The following is a 23656-nucleotide window of genomic DNA, read 5'->3' as shown; positions in this document are numbered from 1 at the left end:
CGTAAACGTCACCAAAAGACTCGATATCTGACATAAAAATACAAAATGTCAGGCACGAAGGGATGCCATTATTTTTTGAATAGCGACTTTGGTTGAATAGCGGACAGAAAAACACTCGTTTGAATAGATTTTTCGTAAATGTTGAACTTGTTGTCATTTTTTACTCACTGATGAATAGGCCGAACGGAGACAATCAGCCATCTACCTCGCTTTCATTCCAAGGAGTACCCCCATGTCCGCAGGCGCCAGCACCATCCTTGTAGTGGAAGACGATCACATTGTCCGCATGTTGATCGTCGATGTGCTGGAAGAGCTGGAATACACCGTATTCGAAGCGGCTGACGCCCAATCCGCTCTGGCGCAATTGAGCGATCATGGGAAAACGTTTGATTTGCTGATGACCGACCAAGGTCTGCCCGACATGAAGGGCGTCGACCTGGCCAACGCTGCGCTGGTCTTGCGCCCTGCATTGCCTGTGTTATTCGCCAGCGGTTATTCGGAAAACATCGACGTCCCTAAAGGCATGCACATGATTGGCAAGCCCTTTTCGATCGATCAACTGCGGGAAAAGGTTAGACACATTTTGAGTCAAGCGCATTGATGCGCAAACGGGTGCTCACCGCTCAATCGTTGTACGCACTTTAGTAATAGAGTATTCCCTCTGGCCAGCACCCCGGGAGTTGCGCAGACCTGAACGATCCAGTGCGCAACAGCTTGCGCAGTTCATTCGAACTGAAAGCTAAAAATCTCGAATAACAATGAGTTAATCATCTCAATATACTGTTTTTATTGACTATTTTATTTATGGCACAGCTCTTGATAAAGACAGGTCTCGCGACGCACTTGCGTCGACGTGGACCCCGTAATTATTAGTAAGGAGAGCTTCATGCCAACACCCGCTTATTTGACGATCGAAGGCACCAAACAGGGCCTGATCACCAAAGATACTTTCACCGCGCCCTCGGTTGGCAACATCTATCAGGAAGGTCATGAAGACCAGATCCTGGTCCAGGCCTTCGCCCACCAGATCATCATTCCTCGAGACCCTCAGTCCGGCCAACCTACGGGCCAGCGCGTTCACAAACCGCTGATGATCACCAAGGTGTTCGACAAGTCCTCGCCGTTGATTTTCACTGCCTTGACCACCGGCGAAATGCTGACCAAATGCCGTCTTGAATGGTTCCGCACCTCGGCGTCCGGCGCCCAAGAGCACTACTTCACCATCGAGCTGGAAGACGCACTGATTGTTGACGTGAACTCGCGGATGCCGAACTGCCAAGATCCAAGCCAGTCGCATTTCACCCACCTTGAAGACGTTTACTTTACCTACCGTAAAATCATCTGGACCCACGAAGTCAGCGGTACTTCGGGCTCTGATGATTGGCGTATCCCGGTCGCGGGCTAACCTCGACTGACGCTGTAAACAACGGCCAGGTTTTCCTGGCCGTTGTTCGTTATGACGCGGCACTTCCGATCCCCATGACGCCCTGTGGTTTAATAACCGCCCCCCGAACACAAGAAGTCTTTCCACATGAGCCTGAACCAACCGAGCACTGCGACCCATGTGCTCATCATTGGTTACGTCTGGCCCGAACCGCGCTCATCCGCGGCTGGCGGGCACATGATGCAAATCATCGACTGTTTTCTGGAGCAAGGCTGGCAGATCACGTTCAGCAGCCCGGCAGCAGTCGGCGAGCACAAGGCTGATCTTGCGGCGCTGGGCATCTGCGAAGTTAACATTGAACTCAATAACAGCAGTTTCGATACGTTCATTACCGAGCTTCAGCCGGACATCGTGTTGTTTGATCGCTTCATGATGGAAGAGCAATTCGGCTGGCGTGTAGAGAAGCACTGCCCGAACGCGCTACGGGTTCTGGAGACGGTCGACCTGCAATGCCTGCGCGACGCCCGTCATCTATTGTTCAAAGATCACCTCAAGAACAGCGTAGACCCCAATGAATTGAATGAATTTTTCAGTTCTCTTGCTCAAGGCGTTCTGCAACCGATGGCGGCCAGTGACGTCGCCAAACGAGAAATCGCTTCGCTTTATCGTTGCGACCTCAACCTGATGATCTCCGACGTCGAAATCGACCTGCTTGCGGATCAGTTCATGGTGCCCAAATCACTGCTGCACTGGTGCCCATTCATGCTGGATGACGTCCCCAGCCAAGGGCGACGGTTCGATGAGCGTGCGCACTTCCTCACCATTGGCAACTTCCGGCATGCGCCTAACTGGGACGCGGTGCTTTGGCTAAAAACTGCGATTTGGCCGCTGGTTCGCCAACAGCTGCCGTCTGCGCAACTGCATATCTACGGCGCCTACACCCCACCCAAAGCCACAGCACTGCACAATGCGGCGCAAGGTTTTCATGTAATGAACTGGGCCGAGGATGCATTGGAGGTCATGTCCGGCGCCCGCATCTGCCTGGCCCCGTTGCGTTTCGGCGCTGGCATCAAAGGCAAACTCCTCGACGCCATGCTCTGCGGCACCCCCAGCGTCACCACCCCCATTGGCGCCGAAGCCATGCACGGCGAACTGCCATGGCCCGGCGCAGTCGTCAGCAGCGCTAACGAGATTGCCGCTGCCGCCGTCGAACTGTACCGGGATGAAAACCTTTGGACCGCAGCGCAGGCGAAAGGCTGGGCACTACTGGAAGCGCGGTATCGCCATCAGCAACACTGCGCCAGCCTGATCACCCGCATCGAGGAATGTCGGCAAAACCTGCAGCAACATCGCCTGCAGAACTTCACCGGGGCAATGCTCCGCCATCACCATCACAAAAGTACCCAGTACATGGCGCAGTGGATTGAGGCGAAGAATCGGAACGCTCATTGAATTTGATGGCGGTGTTTGAGGCTGACTTACGTGTGAAATCACAGCTTCAAATGTAGGAGTATTCCTAAACTCAGGTGAAGTGCAGTCTCGAATATCTTGGCTTGATAAAGTTTGTGGGTTTTCAATCCAAGGATAGATACCCATGCCGATGCCAGCTTCCCCTCCAACCGAATCAGTGGTCTCCAATATATTGGATTAAAGAAGGCATCCGATATGCGCAATCCAAGGGACATTATGCTGACTAAACGGCTATCAATTTACGCGTTACTTGCGTTCTCGCTGCTCATCAACGGCTGGACTTGGCTTACTAGCCCGAACGCACCTCAACTTGACAAAGTTATCCTTAAATACCCATTTGGGGATCAAGGGTTTGTTTACGGCGTCAGCACAAATGGCGGGGGTGCGACCGTAGGATTCAGCTACCGGTATTACTTGGATAAAGGCCTACCCAACGACGAACAGATTCTGTCATCACTCACAGACGCTTCACCGTTCCTGATAACCAAAGACCCTAACGTAAAGATTCAATCTCGAGGCGAGGAATTGGACGTATGGGTAGCTGGACGCATTGATCAGTTCCGCAGCCAAGCCCTTGTCCGTCGCAGCCGTGATGAGTACCGCGTAGTGAATATCAACCTGACGTCTTCTAGTGGAGAAGTCGGGTCAATGTAGACCGACAGATCGCGGCGCTTCATTCGCAGGCAAGCCTGCTCCCACAGGATGTTGGTTAAACGAAAATTCTGAGCCAAACGCAAATCCTGTGAATTTAGATATTTCAATTGGTTATGTCTTGAAAGGTTTGCGCAACAGGTAGGTGTCCATGATCCAGCCCTTCTCCCGCCTGGCCGTTTCGCGGGTGCGTTTGATGTCAGCGCTGACGTCTTTGAGCCTTCCGGATATCAAAATCTCATCCGGCGTGCCCAGGTACGCGCCCCAATAAATGTGTAAATCACTGTCGGTCAGGCGATCAAAGGCGCAATGGGCGTCGAGCATCACCACCACATTTTCAACGCCGTCAGCGCCCTGCTGCATCAGTCGCCGCCCGGTAGTGATCTGAATCGGTTCGCCGATACGATTCAGCGGGATGCGATGCCGAGCGACCAGTGCCTGCACACTGGTAATACCTGGAATGACGTGATACTCGAATGGCTGAGCACCGCGCGCCAAGACCCGGTCAAGGATCCGCAGGGTGCTGTCGTACAACGACGGATCACCCCAAACCAGAAAACCACCCACTTCGCCCTCGCCCACTTCGTCGGCAATGAGTTGCTCGAACAGCACGGCTCGCTGCTCATGCCAGGCCTCAATACCCATTTCATAGGACACCGGATTTCCCAGCCGCACGGGGTCCTGCACTTGCACTATTCGGTAATTTGCGTGGGTGATGTAGCGCTCGCAAATGTCCTTTCTCAGGCGCAACAAATCGTCATTTTCATAGCCCTTGTCGAGTACGAAGAACACGTTCGTCTGGTTCATGGCGTTCACCGCCTGAATCGTGATCTGTTCCGGGTCCCCGGCGCCGATACCGATCAGCAGTATTTTTTTCATTAGGTAACAGCTCCAAAAGTGACGCGTGCTTTAAGCCCATAGATAGTGAACACCCGCCGCGGAGCAAGCAAACAGCAAAATCGGCGGGATCATCAAGGCGCGGCGCCTGACCCAAGTCCAAGCGGCCGACATTCTTGGCATGCCCCAACCCAAGGTTTCGGAGATGCTGCGGGGCAAATTTCGCGGCATCAGCGAATCAAAAATGATCGACTGCCTTGCGCGTTTGGGCCAAGACGTACAAATTGTCGTCAAGGCCGCACCACCCTCCCGGCGCGAGGGACGGGTTGAAGTGATATTTGCCTGACTGACACACTATTGCGACGAACAACCCATGACAAAAACAACAAGAATCACCGATCCGTCTTATGAGCTGATGGACGACCATAATGGCCTGTCGATCATCTACCGTGAACATGGCTTCCCGTGCCCGCTGGTGCGTTGGCACTTTCACAAAGAATACGAACTGCATTTGATCGTCGCCAGTTCCGGCAAGGTTTTCGTGGGCGATTACATTGGCAACTTCTACCCGGAAAGCCTGTTTCTGACAGGCCCTAACCTGCCGCATAACTGGATCAGCCAAGTCGACGAGAACGAGGTTGTGCCCAAACGCGACATGTTGGTGAATTTTACCGATGAATTATTTGAAAGCGGCAATTTGGTGTTCGCTGAACTCAAGACCCTGACGCCGCTGCTGGAGCGCGCCCAGTATGGGATTGAGTTCCGCTGCAAACGCACCATCCGTCAGGCCATGAAGCTGATGCAAAAAATTGCCGACAGTAAAGGCATCAGTCGCTTGGGGCATTTTTTCATTTTGCTGGAGCTGCTGGCGGCCAGCGATGACATTCAGTTGCTGTCAGGCACCCAATCGCCGCAACTGCCGGACGAACACAGTGTCGACCGCACCAACCGCGCCGTGGACTATATATTTGCCCACTACGCCCGCGAGCTGCCCCTTGAAGAAGTGGCCGACTATTTGGGCATGAAGCCGACGTATTTTTCCCGAGTGTTCAAACAGGCCACTGGCCGGTGTTTTGTGGAATTCGTCAATCGGCTGCGCATCAGCAAATCCTGCGAACTGCTGGCGGTGGGCGATAAGCCCGTGACCGATGTCTGTTTCGAGTCCGGGTTTAATAACATCTCAAACTTCAACCGCCGCTTCCAACAGCTCAAGGGCATGACGCCGTCCCACTACCGTCGATTAGCCGTGCAGCGCCTGACCGAACAAAACCTGTACTGAATTACCCCTCCCCATCGCCCTTCAAAAATGCCAAAACCGCTCTATGCTATGCAGGGGCGGTATTTCAGTGCGTTTACTTTCACGCACCCTGTGCAAAATAGTATCAGTTCGAGTGCTGCGCAGGATTTGTCATTGCACGCCGAGACCGTTGTAATCAGTGGACAGTCTTCCGTACCTCCGGAAGCTACAAAAACAATAACTGACCCTCTGCAGCCTCATCGGCGCAGAAGAGGAGTAATCGATGAAGATCCCCGCAAAGCTCTTACTTGCAAGTACCTGTCTGGCTCTCAGCGGCATCGCCTCCGCCGGCACTGTGACCATCGCCACGGTCAACAACAGTGACATGATCCGCATGCAACGCCTCTCCAAAACCTTCGAGCAAGAACACCCTGACATCAAGCTCAATTGGGTGGTGCTGGAAGAAAACGTCCTGCGTCAACGACTCACCACTGATATCGCCACCAAAGGCGGGCAATTCGACGTGCTGACCATCGGCATGTACGAAGCGTCACTCTGGGGCCAGAAAGGTTGGCTTGAAGAGATGAAGGACTTACCGGCCAGTTACGCGCTGGACGATGTGTTCCCGTCCGTACGTGATGGCCTGTCAGTGGATGGCAAACTTTTCGCCCTGCCGTTTTACGCTGAAAGCTCAATGACCTACTACCGCACCGACCTGTTCAAAGCGGCCGGTCTGACCATGCCTGAGCGTCCAACCTGGACTCAAATTGCCGAGTTCGCGGCCAAACTCACCGACAAGAACAAAGAGCAGTACGGCATTTGTTTGCGTGGCAAAGCCGGCTGGGGCGAAAACATGGCCCTGATCAGCACCGTCGCCAACTCGTTTGGCGCACGCTGGTTCGACGAACAGTGGAAACCGCAGTTCGACCAACCTGAATGGAAAAACGCGCTGAACTTCTACGTCAATACCATGAAGGCTTCCGGTCCTCCCGGTGCCTCCAGCAATGGTTTCAACGAAAACCTGGCCTTGTTCAACAGCGGCAAATGCGCCATCTGGGTCGATGCCACCGTTGCCGGCTCGTTCGTCACCGACAAGACCCAAAGCAAAGTCGCGGACAACGTAGGCTTCACTTACGCACCGCATGAAGTCACCGACAAAGGCTCGGCGTGGCTTTACTCCTGGGCACTGGCGATCCCGACCAGCGCAAAAAACCAGACAGACGCCAAAGCCTTTAGCGAATGGGCAACCTCCAAGGAATACGCTGCGTTAGTCGCCAAGACTGACGGTGTTGCCAACGTGCCACCAGGGACCCGCGCTTCGACTTACAGCGACGCGTACATGGCGGCTGCACCCTTCGCCAAAATCACCCTGGAATCGCTGAAAGCCGTCACGCCAAAAACACCGACGCTTAAGCCGGTGCCTTACGTTGGCATCCAGTTGGTGACCATTCCTGAGTTCCAGGCAATCGGTACGTCTGTTGGCCAACAGTTTTCGGCAGCGCTGGTCGGTTCCAGCACGGTTGACGCGGCTCTGGCCTCGGCTCAAACCACCACCGAACGCGACATGAAGCGCGCGGGCTATCCGAAGAAATAGTCACGACCGACTGTTGCCAGTGCCGAGCGGCTCCCCGCTGCTCGGCACCTTGTCCAGGCTTGCACCGAGTTTCGGAGTCACCATGAATACGTCTGCCATCAATCCTCGTCTGGATACGTCCAGCCCGACACCCAAAGCAAAACGCCGCCTGACTAAACCCGGCTGGTATCTGGTCAGTCCCTCGGTATTGATGTTGCTGGTGTGGATGATCGTGCCATTGAGCATGACCGTTTACTTCTCTACGATTCGTTACAACCTGCTGTCGCCCGGCGACCACGAATTTGTCGGGTTGGAAAACTTCACGTATTTCATCACTGACAGCGGGTTCATTCCCGGCGCCATCAATACCTTGTTGCTGGTGGGCAGCGTGCTGTTGATCAGTGTCATTCTCGGCGTATTGATTTCCGCATTGCTGGAGGCCAGTGAATTTTTCGGTCGCGGCATCGTGCGTGTGCTGTTGATCTCGCCATTCTTCATCATGCCAACCGTCAGTGCGTTGATCTGGAAAAACCTGATTTTCCACCCGGTGTCGGGAATTCTCGCGGCGCTCTGGCGAGTCTTTGGTGCGCAGCCGGTGGACTGGCTGGCTCACTTTCCGCTGATGTCGATCATTATCATTGTGTCCTGGCAATGGCTGCCCTTCGCCATTCTGATCCTGATGACCGCCATGCAATCGCTGGATCAAGAACAGAAAGAAGCAGCCCGCTTGGATGGTGCTGGCCCAATCGCGATCTTTTGGCACCTGACCTTGCCGCACTTGGCACGGCCCATTGCGGTGGTGATCATGATCGAAACGATTTTCCTGCTCTCGGTATTCGCCGAAATTTTCACCACCACCAACGGCGGGCCGGGCTATGCATCGACCAATCTGGCGTACCTGATCTACAACCAGGCGTTGCTGCAGTTCGACGTCGGTATGGCTTCGGCTGGCGGCTTGATCGCCGTGGTCATTGCCAACATTGCCGCGATTATCCTGATTCGGATGATCGGCAAAAACCTCACCGACAAGTCATGAGGGCCTTGCCATGATGACACTCAAACAATCCCGCCGTTTACAGAGCGTGCTGCTGGGCACCCTGTCCTGGGCGATTGCAGCACTGATCTTTTTCCCGATCTTTTGGATGGTCCTGACCAGTTTCAAAACCGAGATCGATGCCTTCGCCACACCGCCGCAGTTCTTCTTCACCCCAACGCTGGAAAACTACATCCATATCCAGGAACGCAGTGATTACTTTCACTTCGCCTGGAACTCAATCGTTATTTCCTTCAGCGCCACCATCATCTGCTTGCTGGTGGCCGTGCCGGCGGCTTACTCCATGGCGTTTTTCGAGACTAAGCGCACCAAAGGCACACTGCTGTGGATGCTCTCGACCAAGATGCTGCCGCCCGTGGGCGTGCTGATGCCGATTTACTTGCTAGCCAAAACCTTTGGCCTGCTGGACACCCGCTTTGCGCTGATCGCCATTTACACCCTGATCAACCTGCCGATTGTGGTCTGGATGATTTACACCTACTTCAAGGACATTCCTCCGGACATTCTTGAAGCAGCGCGTCTGGACGGCGCCACCACCGCCCAGGAAATCTTTCGGGTGCTGGTCCCGATCTGCAAAGGCGGATTGGCATCTACCGCCCTTCTTTCGTTGATTCTGTGTTGGAACGAAGCGTTCTGGTCACTGAACCTGACGTCATCAAACGCCGCGCCGTTGACGGCCCTGATCGCCTCCTACTCCAGCCCCGAAGGGTTGTTCTGGGCCAAGCTTTCTGCGGTCTCGACCCTGGCTTGTGCGCCGATCCTGATCTTCGGTTGGATCAGCCAAAAACAATTGGTTCGCGGCCTGTCTTTCGGCGCCGTCAAATAGATAGTTTCAGCCTCTTTAACGAGAGCAGAACGGAGGCCATATGGCTAACCTGAGCATTAGAAATTTACAAAAAGGCTTCGACGGCCACGAGATTCTCAAAGGTATTGACCTGGACGTTCGCGACCGTGAGTTCGTGGTCTTTGTAGGACCCTCGGGCTGTGGCAAATCAACCCTGCTGCGGTGTATCGCCGGGCTTGAAGAAGTCACTGGCGGCACCATCGAGCTTGATGGACGTGACATCACCGAAGTGTCCCCGGCCAAGCGCGATTTGGCCATGGTGTTTCAAACCTACGCGCTCTACCCCCACATGACCGTGCGCAAGAACATGTCCTTCGCCCTCGACCTGGCAGGCGGTGACAAAGCTGAGGTCGACCGCAAAGTCGCCGAAGCCGCGCGTATTTTGCAACTGGAACCGCTGCTGGAGCGCAAACCGAAACAGCTGTCCGGCGGACAGCGCCAGCGGGTCGCCATCGGGCGTGCCATCGTGCGTAATCCAAAAGTCTTCCTGTTCGACGAACCGTTATCCAACCTCGACGCCGCCCTGCGGGTACAAACCCGGCTGGAGCTGTCGCGGCTGCACAAAGAATTGAAAGCAACGATGATCTACGTGACCCACGATCAGGTCGAAGCCATGACCCTGGCCGACAAAGTGGTGGTACTCAATGGCGGCAAAGTTGAACAGGTCGGTACGCCACTGGAGCTGTATCACCACCCGGCCAACTTGTTTGTTGCCGGTTTTCTCGGCACACCGAAGATGGGCTTTCTCAAAGGCAAGATCAGCCGCGTCGACAGCAGTGGCTGTGATGTGTCCCTTGATGCGGGTGCCATTGTCAGCTTGCCGTTGAACGGCGCCAGCTTGACAGTCGGCAGCCCGGTGACCTTGGGCATTCGTCCGGAGCATCTGAACATTGCCAACGTCGGCGACTGTCAGATGCAAGTGATTGCCGACGTCAGCGAACGCCTGGGCAGCGACACGTTTTGCCACGTGCGGACCTCGTCTGGTGAAGCCTTGACCATGCGTATCCGCGGCGATCTCGCCAGTAAGTACGGCGAAACGCTGAACCTGCACCTGGACAGCGCCCATTGCCATTTGTTCGACGCCCAAGGTCTGGTCATCGCCAACGCCTTGCAGGTCGCCGCTTAAGCATTCGAGAATTCTGATCATGAAGCTCAACAAGCAAAACCTGTCACAACTGGATCCGCATATTGCCCGCCCGGCCTACTCGCCCAGCGAAACCCGTCAAGGCATCGCCCACATCGGGGTCGGTGGTTTTCACCGTGCGCATCAGGCGTTTTACACCGATGCGCTAATGAACACCGGCGCAGGCCATGACTGGAGCATTTGCGGCATCGGCCTGCGACCGGAAGACCTCGGCGTGCGTGACGCCTTACAAGGACAGGACTATCTGTACACGCTGTACGAGTTGGGTGACACCGACGACACTGAAACCCGCATCATCGGCTCCATCAGCGGCATGTTGCTGGCGGCAGACGGTGTCCAGGCGCTGATCGACAAGCTCGCCAGCCCTGAGATTCGTATTGTGTCGCTGACCATCACCGAAGGCGGTTATTGCATCGACGACAGCAACGGCGAATTCATGGCGCATTTGCCACAGATTCAGCACGACTTGGCGCACCCGTCGACACCCACCACCGTCTTCGGCTTACTGTGCGCCGCATTGGCCAAACGCCGCCAGAACGGCACGCCCGCGTTTACCTTGATGTCCTGCGATAACCTGCCGCATAACGGCGCTGTGGCCCGAAAAGCCCTGCTGGCGTTCGCGACCTTGCGCGACGCCGATTTGCACGACTGGATCGCCTCCAATGTCAGCTTCCCCAACGCCATGGTTGACCGCATCACCCCCATGACCAGCACCGCTCACCGCTTGCAGCTGCATGACGAAAAGGGCATCGACGACGCTTGGCCAGTGGTCTGCGAACCTTTCGTGCAATGGGTATTGGAAGACAAGTTCGTCAACGGGCGTCCCGCGTGGGAAAAAGTCGGCGTGCAGTTCACTGACGATGTAACGCCTTACGAAGACATGAAAATAAAGTTGCTCAATGGCAGCCACTTGGCATTAACGTATTTGGGCTTTTTGCAGGGCTACCGCTTCGTCCATGAAACCATGAACGATCCACTCTACGTGCGCTACATCCGCGCCTACATGGACCTGGACGTGACACCGCAATTGGCTTCGGTGCCCGGCATTGATCTGGACACCTACAAAGACACCTTGATTCAGCGCTTCTCCAACCAGGCCATCGCCGACCAACTGGAGCGCGTGTGCTCCGACGGCTCGTCGAAGTTTCCCAAATTCACGGTTCCGACCATCAATCGGCTGATTCTCGACAAGGGTAACCTCGACCGCGCATCGTTGGTGGTCGCAGCTTGGGCGCTGTACCTCAAGGGCAAAGACGAGAACGGCGCAACGTTCAAGATACCCGACCCGCGCGCCGAGTTCTGCCAAGCGTTGGTGGCTGATGATGTGTTGGTTACCCAGCGGCTGCTGGCGGTGGAAGAGATTTTCGGCGCGGCCATTGCGCAATCGGCTGAGTTCATCGCGTCTTTCGAACACAATCTCAACAGCCTGCGCGAGCTGGGCGTGAAGAAAACCCTGGAAAAACTGTTGGCCACAATCGCCTGAGGTGACCCTATGTTTCTCGGTATTGACTGCGGTACCCAAGGCACCAAAGCGATTGTGCTCGATGCCGAGAGCGGTAAGGTCCTCGGCCAAGGCTCCGCGCCGCACACCTTGATCAGCGCTGCCAATGGGCGGCGCGAGCAAGAGGTCTCGCAGTGGCTGACAGCGTTCGAGCAAGCGACTCGCCAAGCGCTGGCGCAAGCGGGCATCAGCGGTTCGCTGATTCAGGCCATTGGCGTCTCAGGTCAACAACACGGATTGGTGTTGCTCGATCAACAGGGCGAGGTGTTACGCCCGGCCAAGCTGTGGTGCGACACCGAAACCACACCGGAAAATGATCGGCTCTTGGAGTACCTCGGCGGTGAGGCGGGTTCATTGGCGCGCTTGGGTGTTGCCATCGCGCCGGGTTACACCGTGTCCAAGCTGCTGTGGACCAAGGAGCAGCACCCGGATGTGTTCGAGCGCATCGATAAGATTCTTTTGCCCCACGACTACCTGAATTATTGGCTCACCGGCCGCTGCTGCAGCGAGTTTGGTGATGCCTCTGGCACCGGCTATTTCAACGTCCGCACCCGCCATTGGGACTCGGCCATTCTGGAACACATCGACCCCAGCGGTCGGTTACACCGGGCCTTGCCGCAGTTGCTCGACGCCCAGCAATGCGTGGGCACGATTCTTCCCGAAATTGCTCAACGGTTGGGGCTCAACCCTGAGGCGATTGTTTCCAGTGGCGGCGGCGACAACATGATGGGCGCCATCGGCACTGGCAATATCGAACCGGGCTCAATCACCATGAGCCTGGGTTCGTCAGGCACGGTTTACGCGTACGCAGGCGAAGCGCAGGTCAGCGATCAAGCGTCGGTGGCGACGTTCTGTTCGTCTTCCGGCGGTTGGCTGCCATTGATTTGCACCATGAACCTGACCAACGCCACCAGCGCTGTCCGCGAATTGTTTGCGCTGGACATCGAGCAATTCAATCGAGCCATTGCCGAGGCGCCCATCGGTGCGCACGGCGTGTTGATGCTGCCGTTTCTCAACGGCGAACGCGTCCCTGCCCTGCCCAATGCCACCGGTAGTATTTTGGGTCTCGACAGTACCAACCTGAACCAGGCGAATCTGTGCCGAGCAGTGGTCGAGGGCACGACCTTTGGCTTGCGCTACGGCTTGGACTTGTTGCGGGCCAGCGGCATCAAAAGCCAGGCGATCCGGCTGATCGGCGGCGGCGCTAAAAGCGCCATTTGGCGGCAGATTGTCGCTGACATCATGGACACCCCCGTCATCTGTACCCAGCACAGCGAAGCGGCAGCGTTAGGCGCGGCAATTCAAGCCGCGTGGTGCTGGTACGAAGAGCAGGGGCAAAATCCCGGGCTAAACTCTTTGTGTCGTCGTTGCGTCAGCCTTGATGCAAGCAGCGAAACTCAACCCGTAGCGGAAAATGTTGCTGCCTATCAGCGGGTTTATGACCGCTATCGCGCGTGCTTAAAGGCACTTTGAGGCCATTGATGTTTTTGGAGCGTTTATGTTTTTAGTCTGTGGCGAAGCGTTGTTCGACTTTTTCAGCCAGCCAGATAGCAGCGGGCATAGCAATCGAGTCGGTTTCCAAGCCGTTGCCGGCGGTTCACCATTCAACGTGGCGGTCGGGCTAAGCCGACTGGGCATCACGGCGGCGCTGTTTGCCGGCCTTTCCAACGATTATCTGGGCCGGCGTTTACGCACCGTGCTGGACGAGGAAGGCGTACGCCCCGATTACCTGATTGATTTCAACGCCCCGACCACGCTGGCAATGGTGGCCGTGGGTGCCGACGGTTCACCGCACTATAGTTTTCGCGGTGAAGGTTGCGCGGACCGTCAGTTGCAACTGGAGCACGTGCCCGTATTAGGCGACCACATACGGGGTATCCACGTGGGCTCTTTTTCATTGGTGGTACGCCCAGTCGCCGATACGTTGCTGGCCTTGGTCAGGCGCGAGAGCGCACAACGGTTGATTAGCCTGGACCCGAATGTTCGTCTCAATCCAGAGCCCGACATTCAACGCTGGCGTGAGCAGATCAGCGCCTTCGCCGAGCACGCGCACCTGATCAAAGTCAGCGATGAAGACCTCTCCCTGCTGTACCCCGATCTGGATCCACAGACTGTCGCCGAAGGTTGGTTAACTCAACGTTGCCAATTGGTGTTCCTGACCCGTGGCACCGAAGGCGTCAGCGTGTTCACCCGCCATCACGGAGCCTGGTCTATTGCGGCCCGCAAAGTCGTCACCGCCGATACCGTCGGTGCAGGCGACACTTTCCAAGCGGCGTTGATTACCTACCTCACCGAACACCAACTCGACAGCCCGCTCGGCCTCGAAGCGCTGACCCACGAACAAATCACCGAGATGATGCAGTTCGCCGTCGCTGCAGCGGCCTTGACCTGCACCAAAGTCGGACCGGACTTGCCGTACCGGGATCAGGTCACGCTGATATAACTCTAGATGCATCTTTGGGGTTGCAGTATGGCTCTTAGCCGCATCCGCGGACTTGAAACACTGTGGGCGAGGATCGACGACGGCCCAACGTTCCACACCCTAACGATTATTTTGAGGAATCCGCATGAGCCTGTCTTACTACCAACTGTCTGTCCCGGTATTCCTGCGCAGTTTGAACAACTTGTCGAAGTGGCTGGATAAAGCAGTCGAACACGCCACCGCCAATGGCACGACTATCGACGAACTGTTGCAAGCGCGCCTCGCACCGGACATGTACACCCTGACGGGTCAAATCCAAGCAGCCAGCGATGCATCGAAACTCTGCACCGCACGCTTGGCCGGGGTGACGCCGCCGAGCTACTCGGATACCGAGACCACCCTCGAGCAGTTGCGCGAACGCATCGCCAACACCCAGGCGTTTATCCGCAGCGTGACGCCAGAGCAATACGAAGCCAACGCGGGCAAGACCGTCACTCTGAAGACCCCAAGCCAGGAAATGATCTTCAGCCAGCAGGATTACCTGTTGAACTTTGCTGTGCCGAACTTCTACTTTCACCTGACCACCGCCTACGACATTTTGCGTCACAACGGCGTGGCAATGGGCAAGCTGGACTTCTTGGGCGGGATCTAGGCCATCGGCTTAGCAGCAGAATCAGGCAATAACCGGGCAGGATCCAGATAGCGCTGCTGATTGTCCGGTCGTAATCTCGATCCATGCGAAGCGCCCCACAGCGGCGCTTTGCAAACGGGTTCTCAGCGCTGCATCGCTTGTTTTTATTCGGGTTCCCCCGCACTGACCGTCCCGGACCTTCTTTCCTGAATGTGGCCGGAGTCAACTCATGAAAAGCTTTATCGCCGCGCTCTTCACCGTGATGATTCTGGCCATCAGTGCCAGTGCCTTGGCAATGCCCAGGACGCACGAACGCTCGCACAGTAACGGCCCGCATTCAGTACACGTTTACCTCACCCAATTCGACATCGAGTATTTCGACGTGATGCTACTCAGCTGATGACCGCAGAGGCATTCAGGCGCTTTTGGAAAAAGAAACGCTGGTGCCCCGGCGGAAAGTCTTCGACTTTGGCGAACTCGACGAACCCGTGCTTGCGGTAGAACTCAGGCGCCTGAAAGCTAAAGGTATCCAGCCATATGCCTATGCAGTCGTTCTTGCGGGCGTGGTCTTCGGCCATGTGCATCAGGCGCGAACCCATGCCTTGCCCTCGGCACTGCTCAGGCACGGCCAGTAACTCGACAAACAACCAACGGTAGAGACTGCGGCCGTACAAGCCGCCGATGATTTCATTGCTCTGCTCGTCGCGAATCAGCAACGCGAATCGCTCAGGCTTGGCATCGCCCGCCTGGGAAACGTTGTAGGCCCGCAACGGCTTGAGAATCGCCAGGTATTCTGCTTCACCAGGACTTTGTGATACGTCGATCCTAACGCTCATTCGCTTCTCCCTAAGCATGCCCAAACACTCAGAATTTCACCTTGCGGCGCATGAAACCATTGATGACGACCACAACGACCGCCACGGCGATAGCGATGTACTGAAAGGTTTTTTCCGTGATCACGCCGGTGTTCTGCAGGTGTGACAAGCCCAGCATGATCGCCAGTACCACGAGGGCGATCACAATCGAATACGACAAACGCTGTTTGTTAGTCATTACGTTTTCCTGATAGGCGTAGAAATCATTTGCGCCGTGCAAATGCGCGCCTATGGTACCGCTGATAGTCTGGCGTGGCACGATCGGTTTGAGTTACTGAGCCTTGAGCTTCTCAAAGGACATGCGCATGTCCGAAGCCCAACCGTCGAGAACCACTTTGACGTCGACGGCAGTCAGCACCTGCTTATGGTTTTCCAGGGTTTTTCCGGTGCCCTTGCGCACCACCTGCCCGACTACCTGATTACTGCCTGGCCTCCAGGACAACCCGCAATCGCAATTGCACCGGCACAAAGCACACTGAACAACAATGGCTGTTTCATTCCCTGACTCCTGAACCAGTTGAGCAATCCTTACAGACTGCCGGCGCACCACACGTTGAACTAACACGCCTACGAGCTAGTTATAAAACACATTGTCGATTACGCCAGTTTAGAGGTGCATTTAATATTCGGCACGCGGACGACTTATCATCTGCAAAAACCCGGTAACTGATCCGTATCAGTGTGAAACCAAAGCCGATGAGATAAACCTTCGTGGTCTAATGCCCGCCCGTTTCCAACACCACGTCTCAAAGGAGTCACCGATGCCCCACGAAGGCAACCTGCTGCAGGCCGCTGTTGTGTTTCTGCTTGCCGCAGTCCTCACCGTGCCACTGGCCAAACGCTTGCAACTGGGCGCGGTGCTGGGCTATTTGTTTGCCGGAGTGATTATCGGCCCGTCGGTGTTGGGGCTCATTGACAACCCACAAAGCGTCAGCGACATATCCGAGTTGGGCGTGGTACTGCTGCTGTTCATCATTGGGCTTGAATTGTCGCCTCGGCGTTTATGGGTGATGCGCAAGTCGGTGTTTGGCGTCGGACTGGCACAGGTGCTAGTGACCGGGCTGGTGATTGGCGGCGTTGCCTTGTTCGCTTTCGACCAGCCGTTCAATAGCGCGGTGGTGTTGGGACTGGGTTTGGCGTTGTCGTCCACTGCCTTCGGCCTGCAAAGCCTGGCCGAGCGTAAGGAGCTCAACAGCCCCCACGGTCGCCTGGCCTTTGCCATTTTGCTGTTCCAGGACATCGCTGCTATTCCGTTGATTGCCATGGTGCCGTTCCTCGCGGGCGTCAACGATCACGCCAGTCACGCCGACAAGCTGACCCACGGTCTGCAAGTAGCAGGGAGTATCGTAATTCTTGTGATTGGCGGACGTTATCTGTTGACACCCGTGTTTCGCATCGTCGCCAAAACTGGCCTGCAAGAAGTCTCAACCGCTACCGCATTGCTGGTGGTCATCGGTACTGCCTGGCTGATGAGCCAAGTCGGCGTCTCCATGGCCCTTGGGGCATTTTTGGCTGGATTACTGCTGGCAGATTCCGAGTACCGCCACGAATTGGAATCGCAGATTGAACCGTTCAAAGGCTTGTTACTCGGGCTGTTCTTTATCAGCGTGGGCATGGGCGCCAATATCGCGTTGTTGTTTAGCGTGCCCAGTGTGGTGCTGGGCTTGATGCTGTTGTTGATGCTGTTGAAGTTGCCCCTGTTGTTTTGCATAGGACGGTTAGCGGGCGGACTCAATCAGCAAAGCGCCCTGCGCCTGGGCGTGGTGCTGGCGGCCGGAGGGGAGTTTGCCTTCGTGGTGTTCAAGATCGGCCGCGATCAAGGGCTGTTTGAACCTCGACTGTACGACATTCTGGTATTGACCATTACCTTGTCTATGGCCCTGACGCCCTTGTTGCTGCTGCTGGTTTCACACCTGCTGAAACGAAAAGTCGTCGCGCAGGTGGTGCCAGACGAGTACCGCGATATCGAAAGCGACGCTCCCCGCGTGGTGATTGCAGGTATGGGGCGGATGGGCCAAATCATTGCGCGGATTTTACGGGCGCAAAAAATCTCCTTCGTGGCGCTGGACACCTCCGTAGAGTCCATCGAGTTCTCTCGCAGCTTCGGGCATATGCCGGTGTTTTATGGTGACCCGTTACGCCCGGAGATCTTGCGTACGGCCAAGGTTGATCAAGCAGAATTTTTTATCATCGCCACCGATGACCCTGATACCAACATCAAGACTGCCGAACTGGTGCGCAAGCTGTACCCAACGATGAAAATCATCGCTCGAGCACGTAACCGTCAGCATGTGCATCGCTTGATGGACGTCGGCGCGCAGCCAGTGCGGGAAACCTTCTATTCCAGCCTGGAAATGAGCCGTCGCACGCTGGTCGGCTTAGGCCTAAGCCAGAACCAAGCCGATGCGCGGATCAGTCGCTTCAAACACCACGATGAACAGGTGCTCAATGCTCAGCATCAGGTGTACGACGACGCGGCCAAAGTCATGCAGACCGCGCGGGAAGCCAGAGCCGAGTTGGCGAAACTGTTCGAGGCGGATCGGCAGGAAGAGGAATCGGCAAAGGGCTGACACCTGCCATCTTTGACCCCAAGGAGCCAACTTGTTGGCGATATATCAGATAAAGCGGTCTTGCTGAAACACCGCGTCGCGCCCTTCCCGAATGAATTCGGTCCCACCGACAAATCGCGACCCCCTGTGGGACCGAATTTATTCGGGAAGCGTTATACCTGGCACACCGCGTTGATCGCCTCGCCAACAAGTTGGCTCCCACAGATTGAATCCGCTGGGACGGTAAAACGCCTGTCGGCTCAGGCAAAAACCTCACTCAAGGGGATGAAATTCACCCAGTCGCCCTCAGCAACGGTGGTGCCTTCTCGGATTTCGATTAACCCGTCCGCCCAGGCTGCGCTGCGCAATACACTCGAGCTTTGGTTGCGGTAATACATCGCTCGCCCCTGCTCCATGCGTCCGCGTAGATATTCTCGGCGGTCACCGGGCTTGCTCCAGGTAAAGCCGGCGGGCACTTGGAATTGCAGCGGGGCCACGTCTTCAACGCCTTGACGGCGCAACAGATAAGGCCGCGCCAGCAGCGCGAAGGTCACCAGTGTCGAGGCTGGGTTACCCGGCAATCCGATCACCGGCACGCCACGAAAATGGCCAAAGGTAAGGGGCTTGCCCGGTTTGATCGCCAGTTTCCACAATGACAACTCCCCGTCTTCTCGCAATGCATGCCCGAGAAAATCGGCCTCGCCCACGGATACACCGCCCGTCGACAGGATCAAGTCGACGTGGCTAAGGCTGCCCAACGCGGCACGGGTTTTTTCCAGATCATCTGGCAAGATCCCGGCGTCTATCACCTCGCAACCCAAGCGCTGCAGCCAACTGCACAACAACACCCGATTACTGTTGTAGATTTGCCCCGGCCCCAAGGGTAGCCCCGGCTCAATCAACTCATCGCCCGTAGACAAGACTGCCACGCGCGCACGTCGGACCACGGTCAACTGCGCCAGGCCTAGCGAGGCGGCAAGCCCCAACTCGATGGGACCCATGCGTGTACCTGCCGCCAGTACCTGCTCGCCGACTGTTGTTTCCTGACCCTGCGGGCGGATGTTTTGCTCAAGTCTCATCGGCTCAGTGAAATGCACCCGCTGATCGGCCAATACTTCGGCGTTTTCCTGCATCTCCACACAGTCGGCACCGGCCGGAACTGGCGCACCGGTAAATATCCGGGCGCAGGTGCCTGGGGTTAAAGGGGCTGGCGCTTGCCCGGCAAAAATCCGTTGGCTGACCGGCAACGGCTCGCCAGTCCAGTCCGACAACCTGAGTGCGTAACCGTCCATGGCGCTGTTAGGCCATGGGGGTAAATCCAGGGTTGAGACCAATTCTTCAGCCAACACCCGTCCGTGCGCGCTTGCCAATGAAACCCGCTCACTCTCAAGGATGGGCGTTGCTTCAGCCATCTCCAGTAAACGCGCCATGGCCACTTCGACCAGCATCATCGGCCGGGCTCCAGTGCTTTTCATATCCACTTACCCGCGGGTTTCGCAGGGCTCGGCCTGCTTAAGGTGGGCAACGAAATTACACGGACGGTGACGCGAATCCAGTTGTTCCGCCAGAATGCCATCCCAGCCGGTGCGGCATGCGTTGGTTGAGCCCGGCAGGCAACACACCAATGTGCCATTGGCCAGCCCTGCCAATGCGCGGGATTGCACGGTTGAGGTGCCGATATCGTCCCTGGAAATCTGCCGAAACAGCTCACCAAAACCATCGACTTTTTTGTCCAGCAAACAGTTAACCGCTTCCGGCGTACTGTCGCGCCCGGTGAAGCCGGTGCCGCCGGTAATCAATACCACCTGTACGTCGTCATCGGCGATCCAAGTCGCCACCTGAGCACGAATCTTGTACAGATCGTCCTTGAGCAATACCCGTTCTATCAGGCTATGCCCCGCTTCAGTCAGGCGATCGACGAACACTTGGCCGGACGTGTCGGTTTCTCGGGTACGGGTATCGCTGACGGTCAATACGGCAATATTCAAAGGAACGAATGGTGTATCAGCCTTCGATTTCATAGGCTCAATCCAGAGAGAAAGAAATAGCCCGCTGTTATATCACAGCGTCGATTTTGCAGGCCCGCCGGTTGGGGTGACAACGATTGACTGCCCATAACACTATTCAGGGAACTTGCCAGTGATGTATACGTCTCAAGCTCGTAAGCTCTAAACCAAAGCATTCCCTGATGGAGAGACGTTATGACTCAACGGACCCTAACCGCCGCCTTCCTGCTCGCATTGAGTGTGGCCAGCCTTGCCGGCTGTGCTTCGCCTACTGTGATCACTCTTAATGATGGTCGCGAAATTCAGGCTGTTGATACACCTAAATTCGACGAAGAGACAGGCTTCTACGAATTCAAACAGCTGGATGGTAAAGAGACCCGCGTAAATAAAGACCAGGTTCGCACCGTTAAAGAGCTGTAAGTTTTAACTGTTTCAGTTTTGGCAATACCGCTTGCGGCCAGCGTCGCAAGCGGGTGGCGGGCGCAATTGATGTATGTTGAATCAGTTCGATGTCCGGTTATTTCGGGGTGTAGCGCAGCCCGGTAGCGCGTCTCGTTCGGGACGAGAAGGCCGCAGGTTCGAATCCTGTCTCCCCGACCACCTGAGTGTTTCGACCCTTTGAAGTACGGCCCGAAACGTTGAAAAACCCGCCAAGCGCGGGTTTTTCTTTGTCTAACGCACGGCTGGAATGCTGAAACTAAACGTACTGCCCTGCCCCGGCTCGCTGCTTACCCACAACCGGCCGCCGTGGGCTTCGACGATCCCATGGGCAATGTAAAGACCCAGACCGCTTCCGGTTGGGTTGCCCTCTCGGTTAGCCCAGTAGCGGTCGAACACGTGGGGCAACTGTTCAGGATTGATACCAACACCATTGTCCCGAACTCTGAATACCACTCTGTCGTTGGCTGCCTCGGCCGACACTTCAATTTTGCCCGTCGACGGGGTGAATTTAATTGCGTTGCCCAATAAATTTGAGAACACCTGAAACAGCCGTTCCGGGTCAGCCTGGATGGTCAGGTTTGGCTCAGTCCCATAGCTGAACTCGATATTTTTGACCGCAATCAGTGGCGCAAGCGTCGTGCAGATCTGCTCTAGCATTACTTGGACATCAGTGGTGCGCAGTGAGACCGAATATCGCCCAGCCTCAAGCTTGGAGGTGTCGAGCAAATCATCCAGCAAGGCATTCATCCGCGAAGTGGCCTGGCGCATGGTATTGATGGCCGAGCCCATTCGTTGGCTGGACTTGCTGTCATCCACGACCACCATGTTTTGCATCACGCCACACTGCAGGGTGATGATGGTCATCGGTGTGCGCAGGTCGTGGGAAACCACGGCGACCAAGTCATCGCGCTCCCGTACCGCCTGGTGCTCGCGCTGCACCTGCCGTGACAAGTCGTTTTCCAGCGCTGAGCGTCGCAAGTTCTCTACGGCATAGAGGTCGCCGGAGCTCCAACGCTGGCTCATGCCCTCGACCTGCTGCTTCCATATTTCAAATGATAATCGCGGGTGCAAACGGTGAGGCCCGGACCCCGGCTTATCGGGCTTTCCGCTCCATTTGACCGTGGCTTTCACTTCCGCACGAAACCACATGACGGCGTTATCCACGGGTTTGGGCAAGGTGAAACCCAAGAGTCCGCTGGCCACACCGTGGTAAGCCTGGGCCGGTGAAAACTCAGCGCCAAGGTTTGCCGAGTGAAAAATCCCTTGCTGCTTGTGCCGCACCCAGCGATACAAGACGCGGATGTCCGTCGCGCTGGGGCAGTCGCCAAACACGTACAACTGATGCGCTATCAACACCGCGGCACCTGTAGCGCCGGTCAATGCCATCAGCTGCTGGGGATTGTTGATCAGGCCCTCAAGCACGTCGTTTTCAGCCGCCACCATGGCGGTGACCAAATGGTCCACCAGAACACTCTTTTGCGCCTGCTGATGTCGGGCGTCTATGTCTTCTAGCATGCTGATCTGTGAGGACAGCAACTGGCCTATGGACTTACAGGCGGTGCGCAATTCATGGGATACCGTCAATGGTTGACGATTACCGCAGGTGATCAAGCCCCAGAGTTTTTCATTTTTGATCAGGGAGATACTCATGGACGAGCGTACGCCCATGTTGTGCAGGTATTCGCAGTGCCAGGGCGACACGCTGCGCAAGACGGCGAAACTCAAGTCCAGCGGTTGCTGCGTGTCCGGGCACAGGGCTGGCTGAATCGCCGCGGGCAGATAGCGCGCATCTGGAATCACCCGAATCCAGTTTGCGCGATACAACTCTCTGGCCTGAGGCGGAATATCCGAGGCCGGAAAAAATGCCCTAGGTACGGTGACATCCCAGGCATCAACGCTTCACCGATGACCTGCCCATGCCCGTCTTCCTCGAAGCGATAAATCATCACCCGGTCGTAACCGGTCAGCGCCTGTATCTCACTGACACTGACCTGGTAAAGCGCATCCAGGGTTTTAGCCGCTTGCATTCTGCGTAATGCACGGGCAATAAGTCTTTGTTGATCGAAAAAGACCGGCGCATTCAACTCCAACTCAAGAATCAGTACACCCTGATGCCGATGCAGCAGACCGTCGAACAGGTTATCGCCCAGCTTTAACCTAAGCGGCTCGTTGTCCTCGCTGTCGAGATCTTCTACTGCGTGCTGCAGGCTTTCGAGCTGGGCGACGTCCAATAAGACCGCCACTGAGTGCTTGAGTAATTGGGCGGGAGCCAGCCCCAGTATGTCAAAACTGTTGGCGCTGATTTGCAGGACGGTCAAATCAGGTTCGGCCAGGGTCAGTAGCACCCCATGGGGCTGAATCGAACCGGGGATACGAATAGGCTCGTCTGCGCATTCTTTCAGCGCAACGGCAGGTGCGCCCAGTTCCAAGTAGGTCATTACAACACCCCTGAAAGTTCTAGCCATCCTTCAAAGCAGATAAACGTCTGCTGGGCGACTGCCACCGTTTGTGCAATGTCTTCAGCTTCGTGTACGCACGAAAGGCAGGCCAAAAAAACCTGCCATAAGTGTCGGGTTTCAACGCCATAGACGTCCATGAACGCGCCGCCCGTAGCGAACTCGACACCGACTTTAGCCTTAATGATGGGACGCAATGCTTGACCGCCTAGCGTCGCGCCTTCCACCACATACAACGCGCCCAACGCTTGGGCGTGTGTTTCAACCACGGGCAGGTTTTGGCATAACGGCAACGCGGCAATCTGCGCATCGGTCAAACCCAGCGCGAGTAAATCCTGCTTTAAAGTGGGCGTTTTAAGCCGCTGCGCCCACCCCATGCCCGGTATGTTCGATGCCGGCTCAGCAAGCAAGGCTTCGAAGGGCAAATAGAACCCGTAGTAGGCCTGCATAATGCGCCGATACACGGCGATGTCAGTGGTAAAAAAAGGTAAACGAGCATCCAGACGACGATGCAGGTGGGAAGTAGCGGCACGCAGATCGCTGTGGACCGGCTGCACAGGAAGCTGCTGTGTTTTCATATG

At 56.0% G+C, this 23656-nt stretch carries 22 protein-coding genes, 1 tRNA gene and 3 pseudogenes; 18 read left to right on the top strand and 8 right to left on the bottom strand.

The features are described 5' to 3' along the window. The first annotated feature begins 232 nt into the window (after positions 1-232). The 4 genes from RHM59_RS03445 (at position 233) to RHM59_RS03430 (ending at position 3508) form a co-directional block, all read left to right on the top strand. The gene (locus RHM59_RS03445) at positions 233-601 is read left to right on the top strand and encodes a response regulator (protein WP_322164599.1); all 369 of its coding nucleotides are present in this window, start codon (positions 233-235) and stop codon (positions 599-601) included. Positions 602-886: 285 nt separating this feature from the next. Further along, entirely contained in the window at positions 887-1405 is a 519-nt protein-coding gene (locus RHM59_RS03440; protein ID WP_322164600.1) for an Hcp family type VI secretion system effector, read from the top strand. 126 nt (positions 1406-1531) lie between these two features. Then, positions 1532-2836 carry a glycosyltransferase gene (locus RHM59_RS03435; RefSeq protein ID WP_322285956.1) on the top strand — a complete coding sequence of 435 codons (1305 nt, stop codon included), beginning with the start codon at positions 1532-1534 and terminating at the stop codon, positions 2834-2836. A gap of 111 nt (positions 2837-2947) precedes the next feature. Beyond that, a complete protein-coding gene (locus RHM59_RS03430) occupies positions 2948-3508 on the top strand; it encodes a hypothetical protein (RefSeq protein ID WP_322164602.1) in 561 nt (186 codons plus the stop codon). A 111-nt stretch (positions 3509-3619) separates the two neighbouring features. Here RHM59_RS03430 and cobF read toward each other — a convergent pair whose 3' ends face one another. After that, positions 3620-4384 carry a precorrin-6A synthase (deacetylating) gene (gene cobF, locus RHM59_RS03425; RefSeq protein WP_322285955.1) on the bottom strand — a complete coding sequence of 255 codons (765 nt, stop codon included), beginning with the start codon at positions 4382-4384 and terminating at the stop codon, positions 3620-3622. Positions 4385-4448: 64 nt separating this feature from the next. Here cobF and RHM59_RS03420 point away from each other — a divergent pair. The 11 genes and pseudogenes from RHM59_RS03420 to RHM59_RS03370 all read left to right on the top strand — a co-directional run. Beyond that, positions 4449-4688, top strand: a pseudogene (locus RHM59_RS03420) (helix-turn-helix domain-containing protein); the annotation flags it as partial. A 27-nt stretch (positions 4689-4715) separates the two neighbouring features. Then, positions 4716-5621: an AraC family transcriptional regulator gene (locus tag RHM59_RS03415; protein WP_322164604.1), complete on the top strand. Its 906-nt coding sequence runs from the start codon at positions 4716-4718 to the stop codon at positions 5619-5621. Positions 5622-5862: 241 nt separating this feature from the next. Next, positions 5863-7173, top strand: a complete 1311-nt coding sequence (locus tag RHM59_RS03410) for a sugar ABC transporter substrate-binding protein (protein ID WP_322164605.1) — start codon at positions 5863-5865, stop codon at positions 7171-7173. An 82-nt stretch (positions 7174-7255) separates the two neighbouring features. Next, positions 7256-8188 (top strand): sugar ABC transporter permease, encoded by a 933-nt coding sequence (locus RHM59_RS03405; RefSeq protein ID WP_322164606.1) that lies wholly within the window; start codon positions 7256-7258, stop codon positions 8186-8188. Positions 8189-8198: 10 nt separating this feature from the next. Next, positions 8199-9032, top strand: coding sequence for a carbohydrate ABC transporter permease (locus tag RHM59_RS03400; protein ID WP_322164607.1), 834 nt, complete (start codon positions 8199-8201; stop codon positions 9030-9032). Positions 9033-9072: 40 nt separating this feature from the next. Then, the gene (locus RHM59_RS03395) at positions 9073-10176 is read left to right on the top strand and encodes a sn-glycerol-3-phosphate ABC transporter ATP-binding protein UgpC (protein ID WP_322285954.1); all 1104 of its coding nucleotides are present in this window, start codon (positions 9073-9075) and stop codon (positions 10174-10176) included. 19 nt (positions 10177-10195) lie between these two features. Further along, positions 10196-11677, top strand: a complete 1482-nt coding sequence (locus RHM59_RS03390; protein ID WP_322285953.1) for a mannitol dehydrogenase family protein — start codon at positions 10196-10198, stop codon at positions 11675-11677. A gap of 9 nt (positions 11678-11686) precedes the next feature. Continuing rightward, a complete protein-coding gene (xylB, locus tag RHM59_RS03385; protein ID WP_322285952.1) occupies positions 11687-13168 on the top strand; it encodes a xylulokinase in 1482 nt (493 codons plus the stop codon). 25 nt (positions 13169-13193) lie between these two features. Beyond that, a complete protein-coding gene (locus tag RHM59_RS03380) occupies positions 13194-14138 on the top strand; it encodes a carbohydrate kinase (protein WP_322164612.1) in 945 nt (314 codons plus the stop codon). A gap of 124 nt (positions 14139-14262) precedes the next feature. Next, complete coding sequence (locus RHM59_RS03375) at positions 14263-14769, top strand: DUF1993 domain-containing protein (RefSeq protein ID WP_322285951.1); 507 nt, start codon at positions 14263-14265, stop codon at positions 14767-14769. 208 nt (positions 14770-14977) lie between these two features. Further along, positions 14978-15148, top strand: a complete 171-nt coding sequence (locus tag RHM59_RS03370) for a hypothetical protein (protein WP_322164614.1) — start codon at positions 14978-14980, stop codon at positions 15146-15148. Here RHM59_RS03370 and RHM59_RS03365 read toward each other — a convergent pair. The 3 genes and pseudogenes from RHM59_RS03365 to RHM59_RS03355 all read right to left on the bottom strand — a co-directional run. Then, positions 15141-15584: a GNAT family N-acetyltransferase gene (locus RHM59_RS03365; protein WP_322164616.1), complete on the bottom strand. Its 444-nt coding sequence runs from the start codon at positions 15582-15584 to the stop codon at positions 15141-15143. The genes RHM59_RS03370 and RHM59_RS03365 overlap by 8 nt on opposite strands. Positions 15585-15612: 28 nt before the next feature. Further along, positions 15613-15801 (bottom strand): hypothetical protein, encoded by a 189-nt coding sequence (locus RHM59_RS03360; RefSeq protein ID WP_297836426.1) that lies wholly within the window; start codon positions 15799-15801, stop codon positions 15613-15615. Positions 15802-15894: 93 nt separating this feature from the next. Continuing rightward, a pseudogene (locus RHM59_RS03355) lies at positions 15895-16050 on the bottom strand (DUF3313 domain-containing protein); the annotation flags it as partial. Between the two features lie 334 nt (positions 16051-16384). Between RHM59_RS03355 and RHM59_RS03350 the strand changes: the two are divergent. Beyond that, positions 16385-18193: a monovalent cation:proton antiporter-2 (CPA2) family protein gene (locus RHM59_RS03350; RefSeq protein WP_322164618.1), complete on the top strand. Its 1809-nt coding sequence runs from the start codon at positions 16385-16387 to the stop codon at positions 18191-18193. A 239-nt stretch (positions 18194-18432) separates the two neighbouring features. Here the strand turns inward: RHM59_RS03350 and glp are convergent, their stop codons facing one another. Then, on the bottom strand, positions 18433-19647 hold the full coding sequence (gene glp, locus RHM59_RS03345) for a gephyrin-like molybdotransferase Glp (protein WP_322164620.1): 1215 nt from the start codon (positions 19645-19647) through the stop codon (positions 18433-18435). A 6-nt stretch (positions 19648-19653) separates the two neighbouring features. Further along, complete coding sequence (moaB, locus tag RHM59_RS03340) at positions 19654-20193, bottom strand: molybdenum cofactor biosynthesis protein B (RefSeq protein WP_322164621.1); 540 nt, start codon at positions 20191-20193, stop codon at positions 19654-19656. 180 nt (positions 20194-20373) lie between these two features. Here moaB and RHM59_RS03335 point away from each other — a divergent pair, with 180 nt between their 5' ends. Together RHM59_RS03335 and RHM59_RS03330 are read left to right on the top strand one after the other, a co-directional pair. Beyond that, positions 20374-20598, top strand: a complete 225-nt coding sequence (locus tag RHM59_RS03335; protein WP_322164623.1) for a YgdI/YgdR family lipoprotein — start codon at positions 20374-20376, stop codon at positions 20596-20598. A 103-nt stretch (positions 20599-20701) separates the two neighbouring features. After that, positions 20702-20778: transfer RNA gene (locus RHM59_RS03330), tRNA-Pro, on the top strand. 72 nt (positions 20779-20850) lie between these two features. Here RHM59_RS03330 and RHM59_RS03325 read toward each other — a convergent pair. Together RHM59_RS03325 and RHM59_RS03320 are read right to left on the bottom strand one after the other, a co-directional pair. After that, positions 20851-23057: pseudogene (locus tag RHM59_RS03325) on the bottom strand (ATP-binding protein). Next, a complete protein-coding gene (locus RHM59_RS03320; RefSeq protein ID WP_322164627.1) occupies positions 23057-23653 on the bottom strand; it encodes a biliverdin-producing heme oxygenase in 597 nt (198 codons plus the stop codon). Before RHM59_RS03320 ends, RHM59_RS03325 begins: the two are co-directional and overlap by 1 nt. Positions 23654-23656 lie beyond the last annotated feature (3 nt).

Origin of the sequence: Pseudomonas sp. MH10, from assembly GCF_034353045.1 — a bacterium.
In the GTDB taxonomy this organism is placed as follows: Bacteria; Pseudomonadota; Gammaproteobacteria; order Pseudomonadales; family Pseudomonadaceae; genus Aquipseudomonas.
This window is presented reverse-complemented; position numbering and strand designations above follow the sequence as displayed.

Bases quoted from the DNA above. Each gene is read 5' to 3' on its own strand.
- moaB (WP_322164621.1), bottom strand. From the start codon at position 20,193: ATGAAATCGAAGGCTGATACACCATTCGTTCCTTTGAATATTGCCGTA.
- RHM59_RS03395 (WP_322285954.1), top strand. From the start codon at position 9,073: ATGGCTAACCTGAGCATTAGAAATTTACAAAAAGGCTTCGACGGCCAC.
- RHM59_RS03445 (WP_322164599.1), top strand. From the start codon at position 233: ATGTCCGCAGGCGCCAGCACCATCCTTGTAGTGGAAGACGATCACATT.
- cobF (WP_322285955.1), bottom strand. From the start codon at position 4,384: ATGAAAAAAATACTGCTGATCGGTATCGGCGCCGGGGACCCGGAACAG.
- RHM59_RS03370 (WP_322164614.1), top strand. From the start codon at position 14,978: ATGAAAAGCTTTATCGCCGCGCTCTTCACCGTGATGATTCTGGCCATC.
- RHM59_RS03365 (WP_322164616.1), bottom strand. From the start codon at position 15,584: ATGAGCGTTAGGATCGACGTATCACAAAGTCCTGGTGAAGCAGAATAC.
- xylB (WP_322285952.1), top strand. From the start codon at position 11,687: ATGTTTCTCGGTATTGACTGCGGTACCCAAGGCACCAAAGCGATTGTG.
- RHM59_RS03435 (WP_322285956.1), top strand. From the start codon at position 1,532: ATGAGCCTGAACCAACCGAGCACTGCGACCCATGTGCTCATCATTGGT.
- RHM59_RS03405 (WP_322164606.1), top strand. From the start codon at position 7,256: ATGAATACGTCTGCCATCAATCCTCGTCTGGATACGTCCAGCCCGACA.
- RHM59_RS03380 (WP_322164612.1), top strand. From the start codon at position 13,194: ATGTTTTTAGTCTGTGGCGAAGCGTTGTTCGACTTTTTCAGCCAGCCA.
- RHM59_RS03375 (WP_322285951.1), top strand. From the start codon at position 14,263: ATGAGCCTGTCTTACTACCAACTGTCTGTCCCGGTATTCCTGCGCAGT.
- RHM59_RS03410 (WP_322164605.1), top strand. From the start codon at position 5,863: ATGAAGATCCCCGCAAAGCTCTTACTTGCAAGTACCTGTCTGGCTCTC.
- RHM59_RS03320 (WP_322164627.1), bottom strand. From the start codon at position 23,653: ATGAAAACACAGCAGCTTCCTGTGCAGCCGGTCCACAGCGATCTGCGT.
- RHM59_RS03350 (WP_322164618.1), top strand. From the start codon at position 16,385: ATGCCCCACGAAGGCAACCTGCTGCAGGCCGCTGTTGTGTTTCTGCTT.
- RHM59_RS03440 (WP_322164600.1), top strand. From the start codon at position 887: ATGCCAACACCCGCTTATTTGACGATCGAAGGCACCAAACAGGGCCTG.
- RHM59_RS03415 (WP_322164604.1), top strand. From the start codon at position 4,716: ATGACAAAAACAACAAGAATCACCGATCCGTCTTATGAGCTGATGGAC.
- RHM59_RS03390 (WP_322285953.1), top strand. From the start codon at position 10,196: ATGAAGCTCAACAAGCAAAACCTGTCACAACTGGATCCGCATATTGCC.
- glp (WP_322164620.1), bottom strand. From the start codon at position 19,647: ATGAAAAGCACTGGAGCCCGGCCGATGATGCTGGTCGAAGTGGCCATG.
- RHM59_RS03360 (WP_297836426.1), bottom strand. From the start codon at position 15,801: ATGACTAACAAACAGCGTTTGTCGTATTCGATTGTGATCGCCCTCGTG.
- RHM59_RS03400 (WP_322164607.1), top strand. From the start codon at position 8,199: ATGATGACACTCAAACAATCCCGCCGTTTACAGAGCGTGCTGCTGGGC.
- RHM59_RS03335 (WP_322164623.1), top strand. From the start codon at position 20,374: ATGACTCAACGGACCCTAACCGCCGCCTTCCTGCTCGCATTGAGTGTG.